At 39.5% G+C, this 19,407-nt stretch carries 15 protein-coding genes and 7 tRNA genes; 2 read left to right on the plus strand and 20 right to left on the minus strand.

The annotated features are described in order from the left end of the window. Position 1: 1 nt before the first annotated feature. The 6 genes from rpsS to rpsJ are packed head-to-tail and all read right to left on the minus strand — an operon-like array spanning position 2 to position 3,091. Positions 2–283 (minus strand): 30S ribosomal protein S19, encoded by a 282-nt coding sequence (gene rpsS / locus KH893_RS09655; protein WP_010580231.1) that lies wholly within the window; start codon positions 281–283, stop codon positions 2–4. A 49-nt stretch (positions 284–332) separates the two neighbouring features. After that, on the minus strand, positions 333–1,163 hold the full coding sequence (gene rplB / locus KH893_RS09660) for a 50S ribosomal protein L2 (protein ID WP_281165944.1): 831 nt from the start codon (positions 1,161–1,163) through the stop codon (positions 333–335). 21 nt (positions 1,164–1,184) lie between these two features. Further along, positions 1,185–1,469: a 50S ribosomal protein L23 gene (gene rplW / locus KH893_RS09665; protein WP_281165945.1), complete on the minus strand. Its 285-nt coding sequence runs from the start codon at positions 1,467–1,469 to the stop codon at positions 1,185–1,187. Continuing rightward, positions 1,469–2,092 carry a 50S ribosomal protein L4 gene (gene rplD, locus KH893_RS09670; RefSeq protein WP_281165946.1) on the minus strand — a complete coding sequence of 208 codons (624 nt, stop codon included), beginning with the start codon at positions 2,090–2,092 and terminating at the stop codon, positions 1,469–1,471. Before rplD ends, rplW begins: the two co-directional genes overlap by 1 nt. A gap of 21 nt (positions 2,093–2,113) precedes the next feature. Further along, on the minus strand, positions 2,114–2,743 hold the full coding sequence (rplC, locus tag KH893_RS09675) for a 50S ribosomal protein L3 (RefSeq protein WP_281165947.1): 630 nt from the start codon (positions 2,741–2,743) through the stop codon (positions 2,114–2,116). Between the two features lie 39 nt (positions 2,744–2,782). Continuing rightward, a complete protein-coding gene (gene rpsJ, locus KH893_RS09680) occupies positions 2,783–3,091 on the minus strand; it encodes a 30S ribosomal protein S10 (RefSeq protein WP_281165948.1) in 309 nt (102 codons plus the stop codon). A gap of 263 nt (positions 3,092–3,354) precedes the next feature. Here rpsJ and KH893_RS09685 point away from each other — a divergent pair, with 263 nt between their 5' ends. Then, entirely contained in the window at positions 3,355–3,903 is a 549-nt protein-coding gene (locus KH893_RS09685) for a cysteine hydrolase family protein (protein WP_282564750.1), read from the plus strand. A 40-nt stretch (positions 3,904–3,943) separates the two neighbouring features. On the opposite strand, the gene fusA is transcribed toward KH893_RS09685, so the two are convergent. From fusA to rpsL, 3 genes are all read right to left on the minus strand, one after another. After that, on the minus strand, positions 3,944–6,037 hold the full coding sequence (gene fusA / locus KH893_RS09690; RefSeq protein WP_281165949.1) for an elongation factor G: 2,094 nt from the start codon (positions 6,035–6,037) through the stop codon (positions 3,944–3,946). 119 nt (positions 6,038–6,156) lie between these two features. Next, positions 6,157–6,627, minus strand: coding sequence for a 30S ribosomal protein S7 (rpsG, locus tag KH893_RS09695; protein WP_281165950.1), 471 nt, complete (start codon positions 6,625–6,627; stop codon positions 6,157–6,159). Positions 6,628–6,661: 34 nt separating this feature from the next. Next, positions 6,662–7,075, minus strand: a complete 414-nt coding sequence (rpsL, locus tag KH893_RS09700) for a 30S ribosomal protein S12 (RefSeq protein ID WP_281165952.1) — start codon at positions 7,073–7,075, stop codon at positions 6,662–6,664. A gap of 243 nt (positions 7,076–7,318) precedes the next feature. Here rpsL and KH893_RS13210 point away from each other — a divergent pair, with 243 nt between their 5' ends. After that, on the plus strand, positions 7,319–7,999 hold the full coding sequence (locus KH893_RS13210; protein WP_427860248.1) for a prepilin peptidase: 681 nt from the start codon (positions 7,319–7,321) through the stop codon (positions 7,997–7,999). 51 nt (positions 8,000–8,050) lie between these two features. Here KH893_RS13210 and rpoC read toward each other — a convergent pair whose 3' ends face one another. From rpoC to KH893_RS09755, 11 genes are all read right to left on the minus strand, one after another. Beyond that, positions 8,051–11,716 (minus strand): DNA-directed RNA polymerase subunit beta', encoded by a 3,666-nt coding sequence (gene rpoC / locus KH893_RS09705; protein WP_281165953.1) that lies wholly within the window; start codon positions 11,714–11,716, stop codon positions 8,051–8,053. A 33-nt stretch (positions 11,717–11,749) separates the two neighbouring features. Continuing rightward, entirely contained in the window at positions 11,750–15,361 is a 3,612-nt protein-coding gene (rpoB, locus tag KH893_RS09710; RefSeq protein ID WP_281165954.1) for a DNA-directed RNA polymerase subunit beta, read from the minus strand. 235 nt (positions 15,362–15,596) lie between these two features. After that, complete coding sequence (locus KH893_RS09715; RefSeq protein ID WP_281165955.1) at positions 15,597–18,062, minus strand: ATP-dependent Clp protease ATP-binding subunit; 2,466 nt, start codon at positions 18,060–18,062, stop codon at positions 15,597–15,599. Positions 18,063–18,079: 17 nt separating this feature from the next. Next, positions 18,080–18,547 carry a CtsR family transcriptional regulator gene (locus KH893_RS09720; RefSeq protein WP_281165956.1) on the minus strand — a complete coding sequence of 156 codons (468 nt, stop codon included), beginning with the start codon at positions 18,545–18,547 and terminating at the stop codon, positions 18,080–18,082. 144 nt (positions 18,548–18,691) lie between these two features. Then, a tRNA-Pro gene (locus tag KH893_RS09725) sits at positions 18,692–18,765 on the minus strand. Between the two features lie 73 nt (positions 18,766–18,838). After that, positions 18,839–18,912 (minus strand) — tRNA-Arg (locus KH893_RS09730). A gap of 6 nt (positions 18,913–18,918) precedes the next feature. Next, positions 18,919–19,004, minus strand: a tRNA-Leu gene (locus KH893_RS09735). Between the two features lie 19 nt (positions 19,005–19,023). Further along, a tRNA-Gly gene (locus KH893_RS09740) sits at positions 19,024–19,095 on the minus strand. An 8-nt stretch (positions 19,096–19,103) separates the two neighbouring features. Then, positions 19,104–19,179, minus strand: a tRNA-Thr gene (locus KH893_RS09745). 5 nt (positions 19,180–19,184) lie between these two features. Then, positions 19,185–19,269, minus strand: a tRNA-Leu gene (locus KH893_RS09750). A 12-nt stretch (positions 19,270–19,281) separates the two neighbouring features. Beyond that, a tRNA-Lys gene (locus tag KH893_RS09755) sits at positions 19,282–19,354 on the minus strand. Between the last annotated feature and the right edge of the window lie 53 nt (positions 19,355–19,407).

The raw sequence follows: 19,407 nt of genomic DNA on the forward strand, positions 1-19,407 counted from the left end.
CTTACTTAACAGCTGTTTTTTTGTCATCTGTTCCATGGCCATGGAATGTCCGGGTCGGTACAAATTCTCCTAATTTATGACCAACCATATCTTCTTGAATATATACCGGAACATGCTTACGTCCGTCATAAACGGCAATTGTATAACCAATGAAGCTTGGGAAAATTGTTGAACGACGCGACCAAGTCTTGATAACTGATTTCTTTTCTTTATCTGCTTGTGCTTCAATTTTTTTCATTAAATGAGCATCTGCAAAAGGTCCTTTTTTCAAACTGCGACTCAATGTAAATCCTCCTTTCGGACTTAAAAGATTTTAAACAACTAATTTAAGCTTAGGCATTACGCTTACGCACAATAAACTTATCAGATTTTGCCTTCTTCGAACGTGTCTTGTAACCAGCGGTCTTTTTGCCCCACGGAGACATTGGACTTGGACGACCAACAGGAGCTTTACCTTCACCACCACCATGTGGATGATCGTTAGGGTTCATAACAGAACCACGAACCTTTGGACGACGACCAGCCCAGCGTGTCCGGCCTGCTTTTCCACTATTGATCAATTCATGCTGTTCATTACCAACAGCTCCAATAGTTGCTCGACAATCAGCTAAAATCATACGAACTTCACCAGAGTTAAGCCGAACTAAAACATATTTATCTTCTTTACCTAAAACTTGTGCAGAGGTACCCGCAGCACGAACTAATTGACCACCCTTGCCAGGTTTTAACTCAATATTGTGAACAATCATTCCAACTGGAATTTCTGAAAGCTTTTTAGAATTTCCAACTTTAATATCTGCATTATCACCTGATTGCACTACTTGGTCTACTTCTAAGTCCTTTGGTGCAATGATATATGACTTAGTACCATCAGCATAAACCAACAATGCAATGTTGGCCGAGCGATTTGGATCATACTCAATCGCCTTGACTGTTGCTGGAACATCATCTTTAAGTCGCTTGAAGTCAATCAAACGATATTGACGTTTATGACCGCCACCACGATGACGAACCGTAATACGACCATAACTGTTACGGCCAGCTGTCTTGCTCTGTGAAACTAGTAAGGATTTTTCAGGCACAGTTTTGGTGATTTCTGAAAAATCGGAACCAGTCATATTGCGACGGCCGTTTGAGGTCGGTTTGAATTTCTTGATCCCCACGTGAATTCCCTCCTATGTTAATTATTCTTCAAAAAACTTGATCGCTTTTGAATCGGTACTCAAGGTTGCAATTGCTTTGCGACGTTTGTTAGTGTAACCAACAAAACGACCAACGCGTTTTTTCTTACCTTTGACATTGATAACATTCAGTTTTACTACTTTAACATCAAACATTTCTTCAATTGCAGCTTTAATTTGTGGCTTTGTTGCTTGAGTTGCTACATCAAAAACATAGCGTTTGCTATCCATATCAGCTGTAGATGCCTCAGTAATAACTGGTTTTAAAATTATTTTTTGTGATTCCATTATGCAAGAACCTCCTCTACTTGAGAAAGAGCTTCTTGAGTCATGACTAACTTATCATTATTAAGAATATCTAAAACATTGACATTCTTAGCATTAATGACCGTAACATTTGCCAAATTACGAGCTGATAAAGCAGCCAAGTCATTGCCATCTTCAAGAACTACTAAAACTTTAGTCGCAACATCCAAGCTTGCCAAAACTTTAGCAAAATCTTTGGTTTTTGGTGCTTCAAAAGTTAATTTATCAACAACGATCAATCCTTGATCGACCACTTTTTGCGACAAAACAGACTTGATTGCTAAGCGACGAACTTTTCTCGGAAGTTTATAACTGTATGAACGTGGTGTTGGTCCAAAGACGGTTCCACCACCAACCCATTGCGGTGAACGAATTGAACCTTGACGAGCGCGACCGGTTCCTTTTTGACGCCATGGCTTTTTACCACCACCAGAAACTGCACTCCGATTCTTTACCGCATGAGTTCCTTGACGTAAAGATGCACGCTGCATAAGTACAGCGTCAAACACAACACTTTCATTTGGTGTGATTCCAAAAACTTCTTCGCTTAATGAAACCTCACCATTTTTGCTACCATCTTGCTTATATAATGCAACTGTCGGCATTTAAACTTCCTCCTTTCCTAATTATTTTTCTTTTACTGTGCCAGTAATCGTTACTAATGATTTGTTTGCACCAGGAACATTTCCTCTGATCAACAAAACATTATTGTCGGTATCAGCTTTAACAATTTGCAGGTTTTTAATTGTTACCCGTTTGTTACCCATTCTACCCGGTAAAACCTTGCCTTTGAAAACACGGTTAATAATAACACCCATTGATCCTGGACGACGATGGTACCGAGAACCATGAGCCATTGGTCCACGTGATTGTCCCCAGCGTTTAATGTTGCCTTGGAAGCCATGGCCTTTCGATGTGCCGGTAACGTCAACTACATCCCCAGCTGCAAAGATATCAGCTTTTACTTCGTCTCCTACTTTATAGTCTCCCAGCTCAACATCTCTGATTTCACGAATGAAGCGCTTAGGAGCAGTTTTTGCTTTTGCTGCATGACCCTTAGCAGGTTTGTTAGCTAAGACTTCGCGTAAATCATCAAAACCTAATTGAACAGCCTCGTAACCGTCATTTTCAGCAGTTTTGACTTGCAAAACAACGTTAGATCCAACTTCAACAACAGTAACTGGGATCAATTCGCCATTTTCAGCAAAGACTTGCGTCATACCTACTTTTTTTCCTAAGATTCCTTTTTTGGTCATGTCTACACCTCCAAATTTAAATTTGATTTTCTCTCTAAATTACAGCTTGATCTCAATATCAACGCCGCTTGGCAAATCCAGTTTCATCAATGAATCAACTGTTTTTGGTGTTGGGTTGATAATATCGATTAAACGTTTATGTGTTTGCATTTCGAATTGTTCACGTGAATCCTTATATTTATGTGGTGCACGAATCACCGTGTACAATGTCCGCTCTGTCGGCAACGGAATTGGACCTGAAATTGCAGCCCCTGTTCTCTTAGCAGTCTCAACGATTTTGTCTGCTGACTGGTCGAGAATCCGATGCTCGTATGCCTTTAAACGAATCCGAATTTTTTGTTTTGCCATTTTATTCCCTCCTTCGTCTATTTTAAAAATAAGACTAGCTCCGCGAAAATTACCGCCGCACCCCATGGCAATGCTTCCGGGTGTGTCGCAACCTTTCGCATCAATGCTCACACAATCAGTAATTGTGCGCACTCATCCCATGACAAGTACCTTACTATAATAACTGTTTTCTCCATTCAAATCAAGAATAAAATTATTAATTCTTGTTTTTTTTCAAAAAAAGTGTATCTTTTGGATTAAGGTAGAGCCAAGGAGGTGCTATTTTGCCAAAAGCATTATTGATAATTGATTATACAAACGACTTTGTAGCTGATTCAGGAGCATTAACTTGTGGTCAACCTGGTCAAAAAATTGAGAAAGCAATTCTTTCATTAGCTAACTCGTTTTTGAAAAAAAATCACTGGATCATCTTTCCAACTGATCTGCATCAAAGAAAAGACCCTTATCATCCAGAAACCAATCTTTTCCCACCTCATAACCTCAAAGATACGTGGGGAAGAAAATTATTTGGAAAAGTTAACGACTGGTATCAACAAAACCAGGAAAATTCCCACGTTTGTTTTCTTGACAAAAATCGCTATTCAGCTTTTGCTAATACAAATTTAGAAAACTATCTACGCAGTCGCAAAATCGATGAGCTTTGGTTAACTGGCGTTTGTACTGATATTTGTGTTTTACACACAGCTATTGATGCTTATAATAAGAATTTTAAGATCGTGGTACCGCAATTAGCTGTCGCTAGTTTTGATCCACAAGGACATCAATGGGCTTTGCGGCATTTCAAAAATTGTTTAGCTGCAAGCATCATTTAAATCAAAAAAGGAAACTCAAACTGAGTTTCCTTTTTTGGTTTTAGGCAGCATTCCCGCCATTTTTCTTAATAATTTCTTCTTGAATTGATTTTGGTACTGGTTCGTAATGATCCATAGTCATAGTAAATGTACCACGACCCTGGGTTGCAGAACGCAAAGTTGTAGCATAACCAAACATTTCCGCAAGTGGAACAAAGGCTTTAACCATTTGGGCATTACCACGGTTTTCCATTCCTTCAACTCGGCCGCGACGGGCAGTTACGTGTCCCATAACATCTCCTAAGTAATCCTCAGGGGCCACAATTTCCACCCGCATAATTGGTTCAAGAATTACTGCACCTGCCACTTTGGAAGCATTTCTCAAAGCTAGTGAAGCTGCAATTTTGAATGCCGCTTCACTTGAATCGACTTCGTGATAGCTACCATCATAGAGCTTAGCTTTCACATCAATCAACGGATAGCCTGCTAAAACACCATTCTTCATAGCTTCTTTTAGACCGGCCTCAACAGCTGGAATATACTCACGTGGAACAACGCCACCGACAATTGCATCTTCAAATTCAAAGCCCTTGCCTTCATCATTTGGAGTAAACTCAATCCAAACATCACCATATTGGCCTTTACCACCAGACTGATGAACAAACTTGCCTTGAACTGAAACTTGTTTGGTGAAGGTTTCACGATAAGCAACTTGTGGCTCACCAACTCTAGCATCAACTTTAAATTCACGCCGCATCCGATCAACGATGATATCCAAATGCAATTCACCCATGCCGGCAATTAAAGTTTCACCAGTTTCAGGATTAGTTTCAGCTTTAAAGGTTGGATCTTCTTCAGCCAGTTTTTGTAAAGCAACATCCATTTTATCTTGATCAGCTTTAGTTTTAGGTTCAATTGATACTTGGATAACTGGATCTGGGAAATCCATTGATTCAAGGATCAATGGATGATCAACATCTGTCAAGGAATCACCGGTTGTAGTTGCTTTTAAACCAATTGCAGCAGCAATGTCACCTGAAAATACTTCAGGGATCTCTTTACGATGATTTGAATGCATTTGCAGTAAACGTCCAACACGTTCACGTTTATCTTTAGTTGCATTCAAAACATAAGAGCCAGATTCAAGCGTTCCAGAATAAACTCTAAAGAAAGTCAAACGTCCAACAAATGGATCGGTTGCAATCTTAAAGGCTAAACCAGCAAATGGCTTATCGTCGCCAGCTGTCAATTCAACTTCATCATCAGTATCTGGATCAGTGGCTTTATAAGGCTTAACATCTAATGGGGAAGGCAAATAGTCATTCACACCATCAAGCATCATCTGAACACCCTTGTTTTTGAAAGCTGAACCAGCAAATACTGGATAAATTTCCAAATTCAAAGTAGCTTTACGGATCGCTGCTTTAATTTCTTCAACAGTGATTTCTTCGCCACCAAGATATTTTTCCATAATACCGTCATCAACATCAGCAATTTCTTCAATCATTTGTTCACGACGTTTTTGTGCTTCTGCTTTATAATCATCAGGAACATCGACTGTATCCCATTTCGAACCTAATTTATCTTCATCATAAATATCGGCTTTCATTTCAACTAAGTCGATAACACCTTCAAAATTATCTTCAGCACCAATCGGCATTTGAACAGCTACCGCATTAGCCTGCAAGCGATCATGAATAGTGCTGACTGAATAGTCAAAATCTGCACCGATTTTATCCATTTTGTTGACAAAAACGATTCTTGGAACTGAATAAGTCGTGGCTTGACGCCAAACATTTTCAGTTTGGGGTTCAACACCTGATTGTGCATCTAAAACAACAACTGCACCATCAAGCACACGTAAAGAACGTTCAACTTCAACAGTAAAATCAACGTGTCCTGGAGTATCAATGATGTTGATTCGATGATCTTTCCATTGTGCCGTCGTAGCAGCTGATGTAATTGTAATTCCACGTTCCTTTTCCTGAGCCATCCAGTCCATTTGAGAATCACCATCATGAGTTTCTCCAATTTTGTGAATTTTACCAGTGTAGTAAAGAATACGTTCAGTTGTTGTAGTTTTCCCTGCATCAATATGAGCAACAATCCCAATGTTTCGCGTTTTTTCAAGCGGAAATTCACGTTTATTAGCCATCTTTGAGAATTTCTCTCCTTTCAGAATTATGACCAATCTCAAAAAATCAATTGTAGTTCCTTAAAAAAATGACTACTATAAGGGTTTACCCAAACCATATAATAGCCATTTACTAAAAATTACCAACGATAATGTGCAAATGCTCGGTTTGCATCTGCCATTTTATGTGTATCTTCACGTTTTTTAACTGAAGCACCAGTATTATTTGCTGCATCGATAATTTCTTTTGCTAATCTTTCTGGCATCGTATGTTCGCCGCGAAGACGAGAATAGTTTACGATCCAACGTAAGCCTAATGTTGTTCTTCTGTCAGGACGAACTTCAATCGGCACTTGATAGTTAGATCCACCGACACGCCGAGCACGAACTTCAAGTACTGGCATAACATTTTTCATAGCTTCTTCAAAAACGTCCAATGGTTCATTGCCAGTCTGTTCTTTAATTAAATCGAAAGCTTCATACAAAATTTTTGAAGCTGTCCCACGTTTGCCATCGATCATTAAATGGTTGATCAAGCGCGTAACCAATTTAGATTTGTAAATTGGATCTGGGAGCACTTCACGCTTTGAAACTGCACCTTTTCTTGGCATTTAAATAACCTCCTAATATTCCTTTTTAACTTGATTACTTCTTTGGTTTCTTAGTACCATACTTCGAACGGCCCTGTTTACGATCAGTTACACCGGCTGTATCCAAAGCACCACGAACGATATGATAACGAACACCAGGAAGGTCTTTAACACGGCCACCACGAATCAAAACAACACTATGTTCCTGTAAATTATGACCAATTCCAGGAATATAAGCAGTAACTTCGATTAAGTTTGACAAACGAACACGAGCATACTTCCGCAAAGCTGAATTAGGCTTCTTGGGGGTCATAGTCCCGACACGAGTAGCTACTCCACGTTTTTGTGGTGCAGGATTGTTAGTCTGAGCTTTGTTATAACTGTTGTAACCGAAGTTTAAAGCAGGCGAATTTGACTTAGAAGTCTTTGATTTGCGCCCTTTACGAATCAACTGATTAATTGTTGGCATCTAATGCTTCTCCTCCTAATATTTTCTCTAATTTAAGTACACACATCCAGGCGGTTCATTTTTTTGTAAAAATAAAAGCCCAAACGTACTATGAATGCTAACGTTCCACAGTCAGCATGTTCCGCACAGTACGGAAGAACTGTTCACATAAAGCACCTTGACTAGGTTACCACGATATATAAAAGCTTGTCAACCTAAATTGTTTCTTCATTTTGCGTATTTATCTGCTGAGGAGGAAAATTTATGATTATAGCTTGTTTATGTTTCAGCTTAGGTTGTTGCTGGGGATCTTTTTTCTGGTGTTCACACTGGCGAATGCAACACCGGCTTTCCTTAAAAATTAAACGTTCTTTTTGTGATCACTGTCTTCATCAATTGGGCTGGCTTGAATTGATCCCACTGTTCAGCATCATTGTTTTGCGCGGTAAATGTCGGTATTGTCAACGATCGATTGCTTTCAATAGTACATTTTGTGAATTCTTTTTTGGAGTAGAATTCCTTTTGCTTAGTTTTAACTATCATAATTCACTAGAACTTATTTTGATTTATCTACTTGTTTGTTGGAGCAGTTGGCTAGCGCTTGAAGATTGGCACACGATGGTGGTTTCAGCTATCATTCTTTGGTCGGGAAATCTGTTTTTTCTATTAGGCTCACTGTTTGTCAATAAATTTTGTTTTCAAAGTTTTGATCTCATTTGTCTTTTATTTGTCATTCTTAGTTTCTTCGTGCTTAACCACTGGCTTGGCAGCGGTGATCTAATTTTTTTAATTACTATTTATTATTGTGTCGGTTTCAATAAATTATTGTTTCTACTTTTGATTGCCTCACTAGGTGGAATAGTTTATTGTTGGTATTTTCGAGAAAATAAAATTCCTTTCTTGCCGCTACTGGCATCAAGTCTGCTAATCGTTTTGATTCTTTAATAAAAAGGCCCGGCTAGTTAAACTAGCCGAGCTAAAAAACTATTTTATTAATTACTTAGATGTTGGATCAGTTTTAGCTGATTCTTCATCCTTCATTTGCTGTTCAATATCTGAAATTGAATAAACATTTTGAGAAACTCCGCCAATCTCTTTCGGCTTGATTTGACGATAAAGTGGCATTCCAGTTCCAGCTGGAATCAGTTTGCCAATAATAACATTTTCTTTCAAACCAATCAATGGATCATTCTTCCCACGAATAGCTGCATCTGTCAGAACACGAGTAGTTTCCTGGAAGGAAGCAGCTGATAAGAAACTATTAGTTTCCAATGATGCTTTAGTGATTCCCAATAAGACCGGACGAGCTGTTGCTGGAATTGCACCTTTAACTAAGGTATCACGATTACGGTCCTTAAAATCATTAATATCCATTAAAGTGCCAGGTAAAAGGTCTGTGTCTCCTGGATCCATAACCCGAATCTTACGTAACATTTGCCGAGCCATAACTTCAATATGCTTATCGGCAATTTCAACACCTTGCATTCGGTAAACTTTTTGGACTTCACGCAAGATATAATTTTCAGTTGACAAGACATCACGAACTTTGATTAATTCTTTGGGATCGATTGAACCAACTGTCAATGGATCACCACGATGAACCTGATCGCCTTCAGCCACTTTCAAGACCGCTGTAAATGGCAAGCTATATTTTCGAGTATCAGTTTCACCTTTGACCGTTACGGTCTTAGTCCGCTCAGCTGGGTTTTCTTCAACTGAATCAATCACACCAGTAACTTCAGAGATCTTGGCCAAACCTTTTGGATTACGAGCTTCAAAAATTTCCTGAACACGAGGCAAACCTTGTGTAATATCATCACCAGCAACTCCACCAGTATGGAAGGTCCGCATAGTCAACTGCGTACCAGGTTCACCAATTGATTGAGCAGCAACTGTTCCGACCGCTTCACCAACTTCAACTTGATCGCCGGTTGCCATATTGCGACCGTAGCATTTCTCGCAAACACCATGACGGGTGTTGCAGGTAAAGGCTGACCGAATCGTAACCTTTTCAACTCCAGCATCAATAACTGCTTGAGCTTTGTCTCCATCGATCATTTCATTTGCTGGAACAATCACTTCACCAGTTTTCGGATTTTTAACAGTCTTCATTGCGTAACGACCCAAAATTCGATCGTAAAGTGGCTCAATCATTTCATTGCCTTCTTTAATGGCAGTTACATCTAAGCCACGATCGGTTCCACAATCTTTTTCACGAATGATAACATCCTGAGCAACATCAACTAAACGTCGAGTTAAATAACCTGAATCTGCAGTCTTTAAAGCTGTATCTGTCATACCTTTCCGCGCGCCGTGGGTAGAAATAAACATTTCCATCACTGATAGCCCTTCACGAAAGTTAGAAACAATTGGCAGTTCCATCGTTTTACCATTAGGAGCAGCCATCAGGCCACGCATGCCAGCCAACTGGGTAAAGTTTGAAATATTGCCACGAGCCCCAGAATCAGACATCATTTGAATTGGGTTCTTTGGATCCATGTTTTGAACTAATTTATCCTGAATCTGATCCTTGGCATTATTCCATATAGCAATTACACGATTATAGCGTTCATCTTCAGTAATTAAGCCACGCCGGAATTGTTTAGCAACCGTTGCAACTTCTTTATGTGCTCGCTCAATGATGGCAGGCTTTTCTTTCAGATCGGTTACATCAGCCATTCCAACTGTCAACCCAGAACGAGTTGACTCGTAGTAACCTAAATCTTTAATTCGATCCAAAAATTTTGAAGTCTCAGTCACTTTAAATTTTTTGTATACTTGGGCAATAATATCACTCAAGAACCCTGCCTTAAATGGTCCAACTAATGGTTGATCTGCCAAAAACTGACGAATATCAGTTCCTAGTTCTAAAAAGTATTTATCAGGAGTTTGAATAGTTAAATTCTCTTCAGTTGGTTCATTTAAATAAGGAAAATCTTTCGGTAAGATTTCATTAAAGAATGCTTTACCAACGGTCGTAACCATTACGCGTTGTTTTTGCCAATCTGTAAATGGTTTCCCACTAGCGGCTAATGATGAAGTTTGCAAACCAATTCTTGTATGCAAATGGACATAATTATTTTGATAAGCTGTCCGAATCTCATTAACATCTTTGAAAATCATTCCTTCGCCTTCACGATCAGCTTCTTCAACAGTCATATAGTAGTTACCAATAACCATATCCTGTGAAGGAGTAACGATCGGTTTACCATCTTTTGGCGCTAAGATGTGGTGGGCAGCCAGCATCAGCAAACGAGCTTCAGCTTGAGCTTCATCAGAAAGTGGCACATGAATCGCCATCTGATCACCATCAAAATCGGCATTATAAGCCTCACAAGCCAAAGGATGCAATCTCATTGATTTTCCATCAACCAACCTTGGTTCAAAGGCTTGAATACCCAGGCGATGTAAAGTAGGCGCTCGGTTTAATAAGACTGGATGTTCTTTGATAACTTCTTCAAGGACATCCCAAATGTCTTCATCACGTCGTTCAAGTTTTCGCTTGGCATTTTTAATGTTTGAAGCCATTCCACGCTTAACAAGCTCTTTCATCATGAATGGTTTGAACAACTCCAAAGCCATTTCATGTGGAATACCCATTTCGTTCATTTTAAGTTTTGGTCCCACATCAATAACTGACCGTCCAGAATAATCAACACGTTTACCTAACAAGTTTTGACGAAAACGACCTTGCTTGCCTTTTAACATATGTGATAATGATTTTAATGGTCGATTCCCGGGCCCTGTTACTGGACGTCCTCGGCGACCATTATCAATCAAAGCATCTACAGCTTCCTGCAACATTCGTTTTTCATTTTGAACAATAATTCCAGGTGCATGCAGATCTAACAAGCGTTTTAACCGGTTATTTCGGTTAATTACCCGCCGATATAAATCGTTCAAATCTGAAGTGGCAAAACGACCACCTTCTAGTTGAACCATTGGCCGCAAATCTGGTGGAATAACTGGAACTGCATCCATTACCATCCATTCAGGTTTGTTTCCAGATTCCAAGAAGGCTTCCAAAATATCCAACCGGCGCACTGCCCGGGTCCGCTTTTGACCGGTCGCTTCTTTCAATTCCTCTTTCAATTCGACACATTCTTTTTCAAGATTAACATCTCTCAATAATGTCCGAACAGCTTCGGCACCCATCCCAGCTTTAAATTCCTGACCATACTTTTCACGTTTTTCACGGTACTCACGTTCAGTCAAAAGTTGCTTTTTCTCAAGTGGCGTATTACCCGGCTCGGTTACCACATATGATGCAAAATAAATGATTTCTTCTAGTGCTCGCGGACTCATATCCAAAACTAAGCCCATCCGACTAGGAATTCCTTTGAAATACCAAATATGAGTTACAGGTGCAGCCAATTCAATATGTCCCATCCGTTCACGACGAACTTTCGAACTAGTGACTTCAACGCCGCAACGATCACAAACGATTCCTTTATAGCGAATTCGTTTGTACTTACCGCAAGCACATTCCCAATCTTTAGTAGGACCAAAAATTCTTTCGTCAAACAAACCGTCTTTTTCTGGTTTCAAAGTACGGTAATTGATGGTTTCAGGTTTCTTTACTTCTCCATAAGACCAGCTTCGAATCTTATCGGAAGAAGCCAAACCAATCTGCATACTGTCAAATTTATTGACATCGATCAAAAAGACCGACCTCCTTTTTTGTTATGCTCAAATCTAATTTTCTGTCTTTGTTTCTGGATCATTCTCACTGCTTTTGGAGGAATCATCAACTTGAGCTTGTTCCTTCTTGGCAGCCTGCTCTTTAGCCAGTTTGCTCAACGCATCGACATTCATTACGTCGTCTTCATCATCATCCATATCACGCAACTCAATTTCATGCTTATCGGAATCGAGAACCTTCATATCCAAACCAAGTGATTGTAATTCTTTAACCAACACGCGAAATGATTCTGGAACACCTGGTTTTGGAATTGGCTCACCTTTAACAATTGCTTCATAGGTTTTAACCCGTCCAACAACATCATCCGACTTGTAAGTCAAAATTTCTTGTAAAGTATAGGCTGCACCATAAGCTTCAAGAGCCCAAACTTCCATTTCCCCAAAGCGCTGGCCACCGAATTGTGCTTTACCACCTAGGGGCTGCTGAGTAACTAATGAATACGGTCCAATTGAACGTGCATGGATCTTATCGTCAACCATATGAGCCAATTTCATATAGTACATAACACCAACTGCAATACGATTATCAAACGTTTCACCTGTTCGACCATCATAAAGCACGGTTTTACCATCATTATCTACGCCAGCTTCCTTCAAAGCCGCCCAGATATCACTATCACGAGCACCATCAAAAACAGGAGAAGCTACATGGATTCCCAATTTACGAGCAGCCATCCCTAAATGCAGATCCAAAACCTGACCAATGTTCATACGTGAAGGAACACCCATTGGACTTAACATGATATCAATTGGTGTACCGTCTGGCATAAATGGCATATCTTCCTCTGGGATCACAATTGAAACCGTCCCTTTATTTCCATGCCGTCCAGCCATTTTGTCACCAACTTGAATCTTACGTTTTTGAGCAATATACACACGAACCATCATATTAACTCCTGGGGCAAGTTCATCGCCAGCCTCACGCGTAAATATTTTGACATCTTGAACTATACCGCCACCGCCATGTGGAACCCGTAATGATGTATCACGAACTTCACGAGCTTTTTCACCAAAAATCGCATGCAGTAAACGTTCTTCAGCTGATAATTCAGTGACACCTTTTGGAGTGACCTTACCAACTAAAATGTCGCCATCATGTACTTCGGCTCCAACCCGGACAATTCCAAATTCATCAAGATCTTTCAGAGCATCTTCACCAACATTGGGAATCTCGCGTGTCATTTCTTCAGGCCCTAACTTAGTATCACGGGCTTCAGATTCATGTTCTTCAATATGGATCGAAGTATAAACGTCATCTTTAACTAACCGCTCACTAATAGCAATCGCATCTTCAAAATTATAACCATCCCACGTCATAAAGGCAATCAATGGATTTTGACCTAACGCTAATTCTCCACCTTCCATTGAAGGACCATCAGCTAAAATTTCATCATTATCAACATGATCACCAACATTAACTAGTGGACGCTGATTATAGTTTTTACCACCGTTTGATCGACGGAATTTCATTAATTTATATTTATCTAACGTACCATCATCACGACGAACGCGAATTTCACGAGCATCTACATATTCAACTGTACCATCATGTTTACTGATCAAAGCAACACCCGAATCATGAGCTGCCTTATACTCGATACCAGTTCCAACTAATGGTGCATGAGGATCGATCAACGGTACCGCCTGGCGCTGCATATTGGCACCCATCAAAGCTCGGTTAGAATCGTCATTTTCCAAAAATGGAATACATGCTGTTGCGACCGCGACAACCTGTTTAGGCGAAACATCCATATAATCAACTCTATCAACCGATATTTCAATGTTATTGCTCTTGCTCCGAGCCATAACAACATCATTAACAAATGAACCATCATCATTCAATGGTGAGTTTGCCTGAGCAATAACGTAATTATCTTCCTCATCGGCAGTCAAATAGTCAATTTTATCAGTGACTTTATGTGATGTCCAAGAAACACGGCGATATGGAGTTTCAATAAAGCCATATTTATTAACCCGAGCATAAGTTGACAAGCTGTTGATCAATCCAATATTTGGGCCTTCAGGTGTTTCAATTGGACACATTCGGCCATAATGGGTGTAATGAACATCACGAACTTCATAGCCAGCACGATCACGCGTCAAGCCACCAGGTCCTAAAGCCGAAAGACGACGTTTATGAGTCAATTCACCTAATGGGTTAGTTTGATCCATAAACTGTGACAGCTGTGAACTACCAAAGAATTCTTTAATTGAAGCTACAACTGGACGAATATTGATTAACTGTTGCGGAGTAACTGTTGCAGTATCTTGGATCGACATTCTTTCACGAACGACCCGTTCCATTCTTGACAAACCAATTCTGAACTGATTTTGCAATAATTCACCGACACAGCGAATCCGTCGATTACCTAAATGATCAATATCATCAGTTGTTCCGATTCCTTCTTGTAAATCGAAGAAATAATTCATTGAAGCAATAATATCCGCTGGCAAAATATGTTTGTATTTCAAATCGATATTGCCATTACCAATCACATTGACTACTTTTTCTGGATCATTTGGTGAATAAACCTTGATCACTTGAATAGTCATTGGATTAGTAACCACACCTTCATCTGAAGGTTGGAAAGTATAAGTCTTAAAATCTTTTCGCGTCAAATAAGGAGCAAGGTTATCCATGACTTGTTTGTCTAAGACTGTCCCTTTTTTGGCGATAATTTCCCCCGTATCTGGGTCAGCTAACGTTTCGGCAATGGTTAGATCCAGTAAACGTGTCTTGAGATTAAGCTTTTTATTGATCTTATAGCGACCAACTGGCGCTAAATCGTAACGTTTTGGATCAAAAAAACGAGCGGTCAATAAACTGCGAGCACTATCAGCCGTTTTAGGCTCACCAGGACGTAAACGTTCATAAATATCTTTTAAGGATTCCTCAACACGTGAATCCTCCTCATTTTTATGAACATCTTTTTCCAAAGTCAACATTAAGCTGTCATTTTGACCCATTAATTTAACAATTTCATCATCTGAACTAAAGCCAAGTGCTCTAATCAATTCTGTTAGTGGAATTTTTCGCGTCCGGTCAATGCGAACATATGCAATGTTTTTAGCATCTGTTTCATATTCTAGCCAAGCACCACGGTTAGGAATTACTGTCGTTCCATAATTCATTCGACCGCTTTTATCCATTTCAGCATTATAATAAACACCTGGTGAACGAACTAATTGGGAAACAATGACCCTTTCAGCCCCGTTGATAATAAAGGTACCCTGTTCAGTCATTAAAGGAAAGTCTCCAAAGAAAACATCTTGGGACTTGATTTCACCAGTTTCGTGGTTAACTAAATTCAAAGTAACATGCAATGGTGCCGAGTAATTGGCATCATGCTGCCGGGCTTCTTCAACACTATATTTAGGTTTCAATAATTGATAGTCGACAAATTCTAATGATAAATTGCCGGCGAAGTCTTCAATTGGCATGATATCTTCAAAGACTTCTCTGAGACCTTCATTCATAAACCAATTATAAGAATTGGATTGAATTTCAATCAAATTCGGCAGTTCAAGAACTTCCTTGATTCGTGCATAACTTCTGCGGGTCCGATGTTTCCCGTATTTAACAATATGTCCTGCCAAGTTGTTCACCTCTCAAAATATTTCTGTGAATCCCTAATGTTACATTTTGATTACATTTTCAAAAAATAATAAATTTAGGACAAAAAAAAACCAAAAACAGTTCTTCTTGCAATTAAGCAATCCACTATTTTTGCTTTTCTCGGTGATAGTTATGGACAATAGATCATAACTATCCGATAATTCACAGATTTTACTGCTTTAGGTTACTATTTTCTTCTTTAATTGTCAAGTCTTGTCGATGACTTTATTTTTGACTAACCGCTGACTTTTTTAAATCTTGATTGCTTTCTTTAACATTAATCACAATCTTGCCTTTGCTGGCTCCGACTGAAACAGCACTGCCAACTTTGATCTGCCCAGTGATCAACATCTCACTTAATTTGTCCTCAACTTCAGTTTGTAAAGCCCGCCGAATTGGCCGAGCACCATATTCAGGATCAAATCCTTTTTCAGCTACTAAATCGATTGCCGCTGGAGTAATTTTAATCTTGACATTTTGCTCCCGCACCCGATCTAAGACCTCTTTAGCCATCAATTTAACAATTTGATGCAATTCGTCTTTATTCAGTTGATGGAAAATAATCGTTTCATCGATACGATTCAAAAATTCAGGACGGAAAGTTTGTTTTAAGACTTCTTTGATTTTTGCTGACATAGCTTGGAAATCATCTTGAGCATTTTTACTGCTAAAACCAACCTGCTTTTCATCGCGTAAAGCTGTTGCTCCTAAGTTTGACGTCATAATAATGATCGTGTTTCGAAAATCAACTTTTCGACCCTTAGAATCCGTTAAATACCCATCATCTAAAACTTGCAGCAAAATATTAAAAACATCAGGATGCGCTTTTTCAATTTCATCAAATAAAACGACTGAATACGGATGTTGACGTACTTTTTCAGTCAATTGGCCCCCCTCATCATAACCAACATATCCTGGTGGTGAACCAACTAACCGACTGGTACTGTACTTTTCCATATACTCGCTCATATCGATCCGAATGATCGCACTTTCAGAACCAAACATAGCTTCCGCCAAAGCTTTAGCTAATTCTGTTTTACCGACACCTGTTGGTCCTAAGAACATAAAAGAACCAATTGGTCTATTAGGATCCTTCAAACCGCTGCGAGCCCGCCGAATAGCGCGTGAAACAGCCGAAACAGCCGCTTGCTGGCCAATGACCCTTTGATGCAGAATTTTCTCCAATTCAATCAACCGCATTGTTTCACTTTTGTTCATTTGGGTAACTGGAACTCCAGTCCATTCAGAAACAACTTGAGCAATATCTTCAGCATCGACAGCATCTTGATAATCACCAGCAGCTTGTTTTTCCAACAATTGCTCAATACTTTTACGTAAACTCAATTCTTTTTTTCGAATTGCAGCTGCATCCTCAAACCGTTCTTCGGTTAAAGCCGCTAATTTGTCGACTGATAATTGGTGGAGTTCATCCTTTTTGGTAGTCAACTTCTTGGTTTGTCCTGAATGACTAATATGAACTCGTGCAGCCGCTTCATCCATCAAGTCAATCGCTTTATCAGGCAAAAAACGATCTGAGATATATCTAACGCTCAAATCAACTGCCGCTTTTAAAGCACTATCCTTAATTTTTAATTGGTGATGAGCTTCATAACGCGGTCGCAAGCCTTGAAGAATTTTTAATGTATCACTAGCAGAGGGTTCGGCGATCATAATTTTTGCAAAACGCCGTTCCAAAGCCGAATCAGATTCAATATATTTTTGAAATTCATCAAGCGTTGTTGCACCAATAACCTGTACCTCTCCCCGAGCTAAAGCAGGTTTTAGGATATTGGAAGCATCAATTGCACCTTCCGCACCACCGGCACCAATCAGAGTATGCAATTCGTCAATGAATAAAATTACATGTCCATCATCATAAATTTCATCAATAATCTTTTTAACTCGATCTTCGAACTCGCCACGATATTTAGTTCCAGCAACTAAAGATCCCATATCTAAAATCATTACGCGTTTATCAGCTAGATTTTCAGGAACTTCACCATTAATAATTGCTTGAGCCAAGCCTTCAGCGATTGCTGTTTTCCCAACTCCTGGTTCACCTAGTAAGACCGGATTATTCTTTGTTCGTCGACTTAAAACTTGAATAACACGCCTAACTTCTTTTTGCCGTCCGATGACTGGATCAATTTTTTCCTCTGCTGCTAAACGAGTCAAATCACGAGCTAAGGAATTCAAAGTTGGAGTTCCAGCTGATTTAATTTTATTTTTTAGATTCTTCTTCATTTGGGTTTCACTAAAGCCCAATTTACGAAAAATTGTTTGCCGCAGCTGTTTGATATCAACATTTAAACTTTCTAAAATTCTAACTGAGAGTAATTCATTATCCTTGATCAAAGCTAGTAACAAATGTTCCGTGCCAATTTTAGGCGCATTCATTCCCTGTGCTTCTTCACTAGCAAGTGACAAAACTTCTTTAGCTCGTGGAGTATATGGTAAATAAGCTTTTGTCTTTTTTAAGTCCCCATAGCCGGTCAAACGTTCAATTTCTTCACGAACATCTGTTTCAGTAATCACAAACTGCTTTAAAATTTTACTAGCAATCCCATTTGTTTCGATTGTCAAAGCCAACAGCAAGTGTTCTGTTCCAATTGCTTGGTGACGAAAATCTTTTGCTTGTTTCTGTGCAATGAATAGAACTTGTCTTGCACTCGGAGTAAATAAATTTTCCATAAACCTAACCCCACTTTCTAATCGTCATATTTTAAACGATTTAAGATGCCTTTCATTATACGCGCTCTCAACATATTCTCAAGTTTGCAATCACCCAAATTTAAAGTTTTCTTGTCAATAATTGCTAAAATCAAATTTGCTTCTGACCTGGTTAAAACCTCGGCTTGAAATAAACTTTTGATCATTTGAAAAGCATCTTTAAAACTTATACTTTCTCCGACAATTGAAATCAGTTCATCAAACACGTCATAGTCATCAACAAAATTTATTTTTTCAATCCGGATATAGCCACCTCCACCACGCTTACTACGAACAATATAACCATTTTGAACATTGAACCTAGTATTAATTACGTAATTTATCTGGGAAGGGACGCAATTAAATAATTGGGCCATCTCGGAACGTTTGATTTCAATTTCATCTGATTCCGCCAAAATACTTTTTAAATACTTTTCAATAATATCGGAAATATTCTGACTTTGCATCCAATCATCCTTCATCCTTTGTATTTTGACTAATATTGACTATTGATATTGACTATTATTATACGGTAAAAAAAGATAATTGCAAAAATTTCAATCCACAAAAAAATCCTTCGCAGTCAGCGAAGGACCATAGTAAGCTATAGATCGGGAAAACAGGATTCGAACCTGCGACCCCTACGTCCCGAACGTAGTGCTCTACCAAGCTGAGCTACTTCCCGAATTCACTACACAATGAAATGATAGACGAAAAACAGCGAAAACTTTTAGAATTACTGAGCTACTTTCCGATACTGCACCCAGTAGGAGTCGAACCTACAACCTTCTGATTCGTAGTCAGACACTCTATCCAATTGCGCTATGGGTGCAAAAAATGCCGAGGACCGGAATCGAACCGGTACGGTAATCACTTACCGCAGGATTTTAAGTCCTGTGCGTCTGCCAGTTCCGCCACCCCGGCATAATAATAAACTGGCACAAGCGGAAGACGGGATTCGAACCCGCGACCCCCACCATGGCAAGGTGATGTTCTACCACTGAACTACTTCCGCATAAATAATGGTGCCGACTAGACGATTCGAACGCCCGACCCTCTGATTACAAATCAGATGCTCTACCAACTGAGCTAAGTCGGCAAATATGGTGCGGGTGAAGGGATTTGAACCCCCACGTTTTTCAACGCTAGAACCTAAATCTAGTGCGTCTGCCAATTCCGCCACACCCGCAAAATTGACTTATGAGTCGTGACAGGCTCGAACTGTCGACCCTCTGATTAAAAGTCAGATGCTCTACCAACTGAGCTAACGACTCAATGGAGGATACAGGGCTCGAACCTGTGACCCTCTGCTTGTAAGGCAGACGCT

This window comes from Liquorilactobacillus sicerae, from assembly GCF_029916425.1.
Classification (GTDB): domain Bacteria; phylum Bacillota; class Bacilli; order Lactobacillales; family Lactobacillaceae; genus Liquorilactobacillus; species Liquorilactobacillus sicerae.

Excerpts from the sequence above, each read along its gene's own strand:
- rplW (WP_281165945.1), bottom strand. The coding sequence starts at position 1,469 with ATGGAATCACAAAAAATAATTTTAAAACCAGTTATTACTGAGGCATCT.
- rplD (WP_281165946.1), bottom strand. The coding sequence starts at position 2,092 with ATGCCGACAGTTGCATTATATAAGCAAGATGGTAGCAAAAATGGTGAG.
- rplC (WP_281165947.1), bottom strand. The coding sequence starts at position 2,743 with ATGACCAAAAAAGGAATCTTAGGAAAAAAAGTAGGTATGACGCAAGTC.
- rpsJ (WP_281165948.1), bottom strand. The coding sequence starts at position 3,091 with ATGGCAAAACAAAAAATTCGGATTCGTTTAAAGGCATACGAGCATCGG.
- fusA (WP_281165949.1), bottom strand. The coding sequence starts at position 6,037 with ATGGCTAATAAACGTGAATTTCCGCTTGAAAAAACGCGAAACATTGGG.
- rpsG (WP_281165950.1), bottom strand. The coding sequence starts at position 6,627 with ATGCCAAGAAAAGGTGCAGTTTCAAAGCGTGAAGTGCTCCCAGATCCA.
- rpsL (WP_281165952.1), bottom strand. The coding sequence starts at position 7,075 with ATGCCAACAATTAATCAGTTGATTCGTAAAGGGCGCAAATCAAAGACT.
- KH893_RS13210 (WP_427860248.1), top strand. The coding sequence starts at position 7,319 with ATGATTATAGCTTGTTTATGTTTCAGCTTAGGTTGTTGCTGGGGATCT.
- KH893_RS09715 (WP_281165955.1), bottom strand. The coding sequence starts at position 18,062 with ATGGAAAATTTATTTACTCCGAGTGCAAGACAAGTTCTATTCATTGCA.
- KH893_RS09720 (WP_281165956.1), bottom strand. The coding sequence starts at position 18,547 with ATGCAAAGTCAGAATATTTCCGATATTATTGAAAAGTATTTAAAAAGT.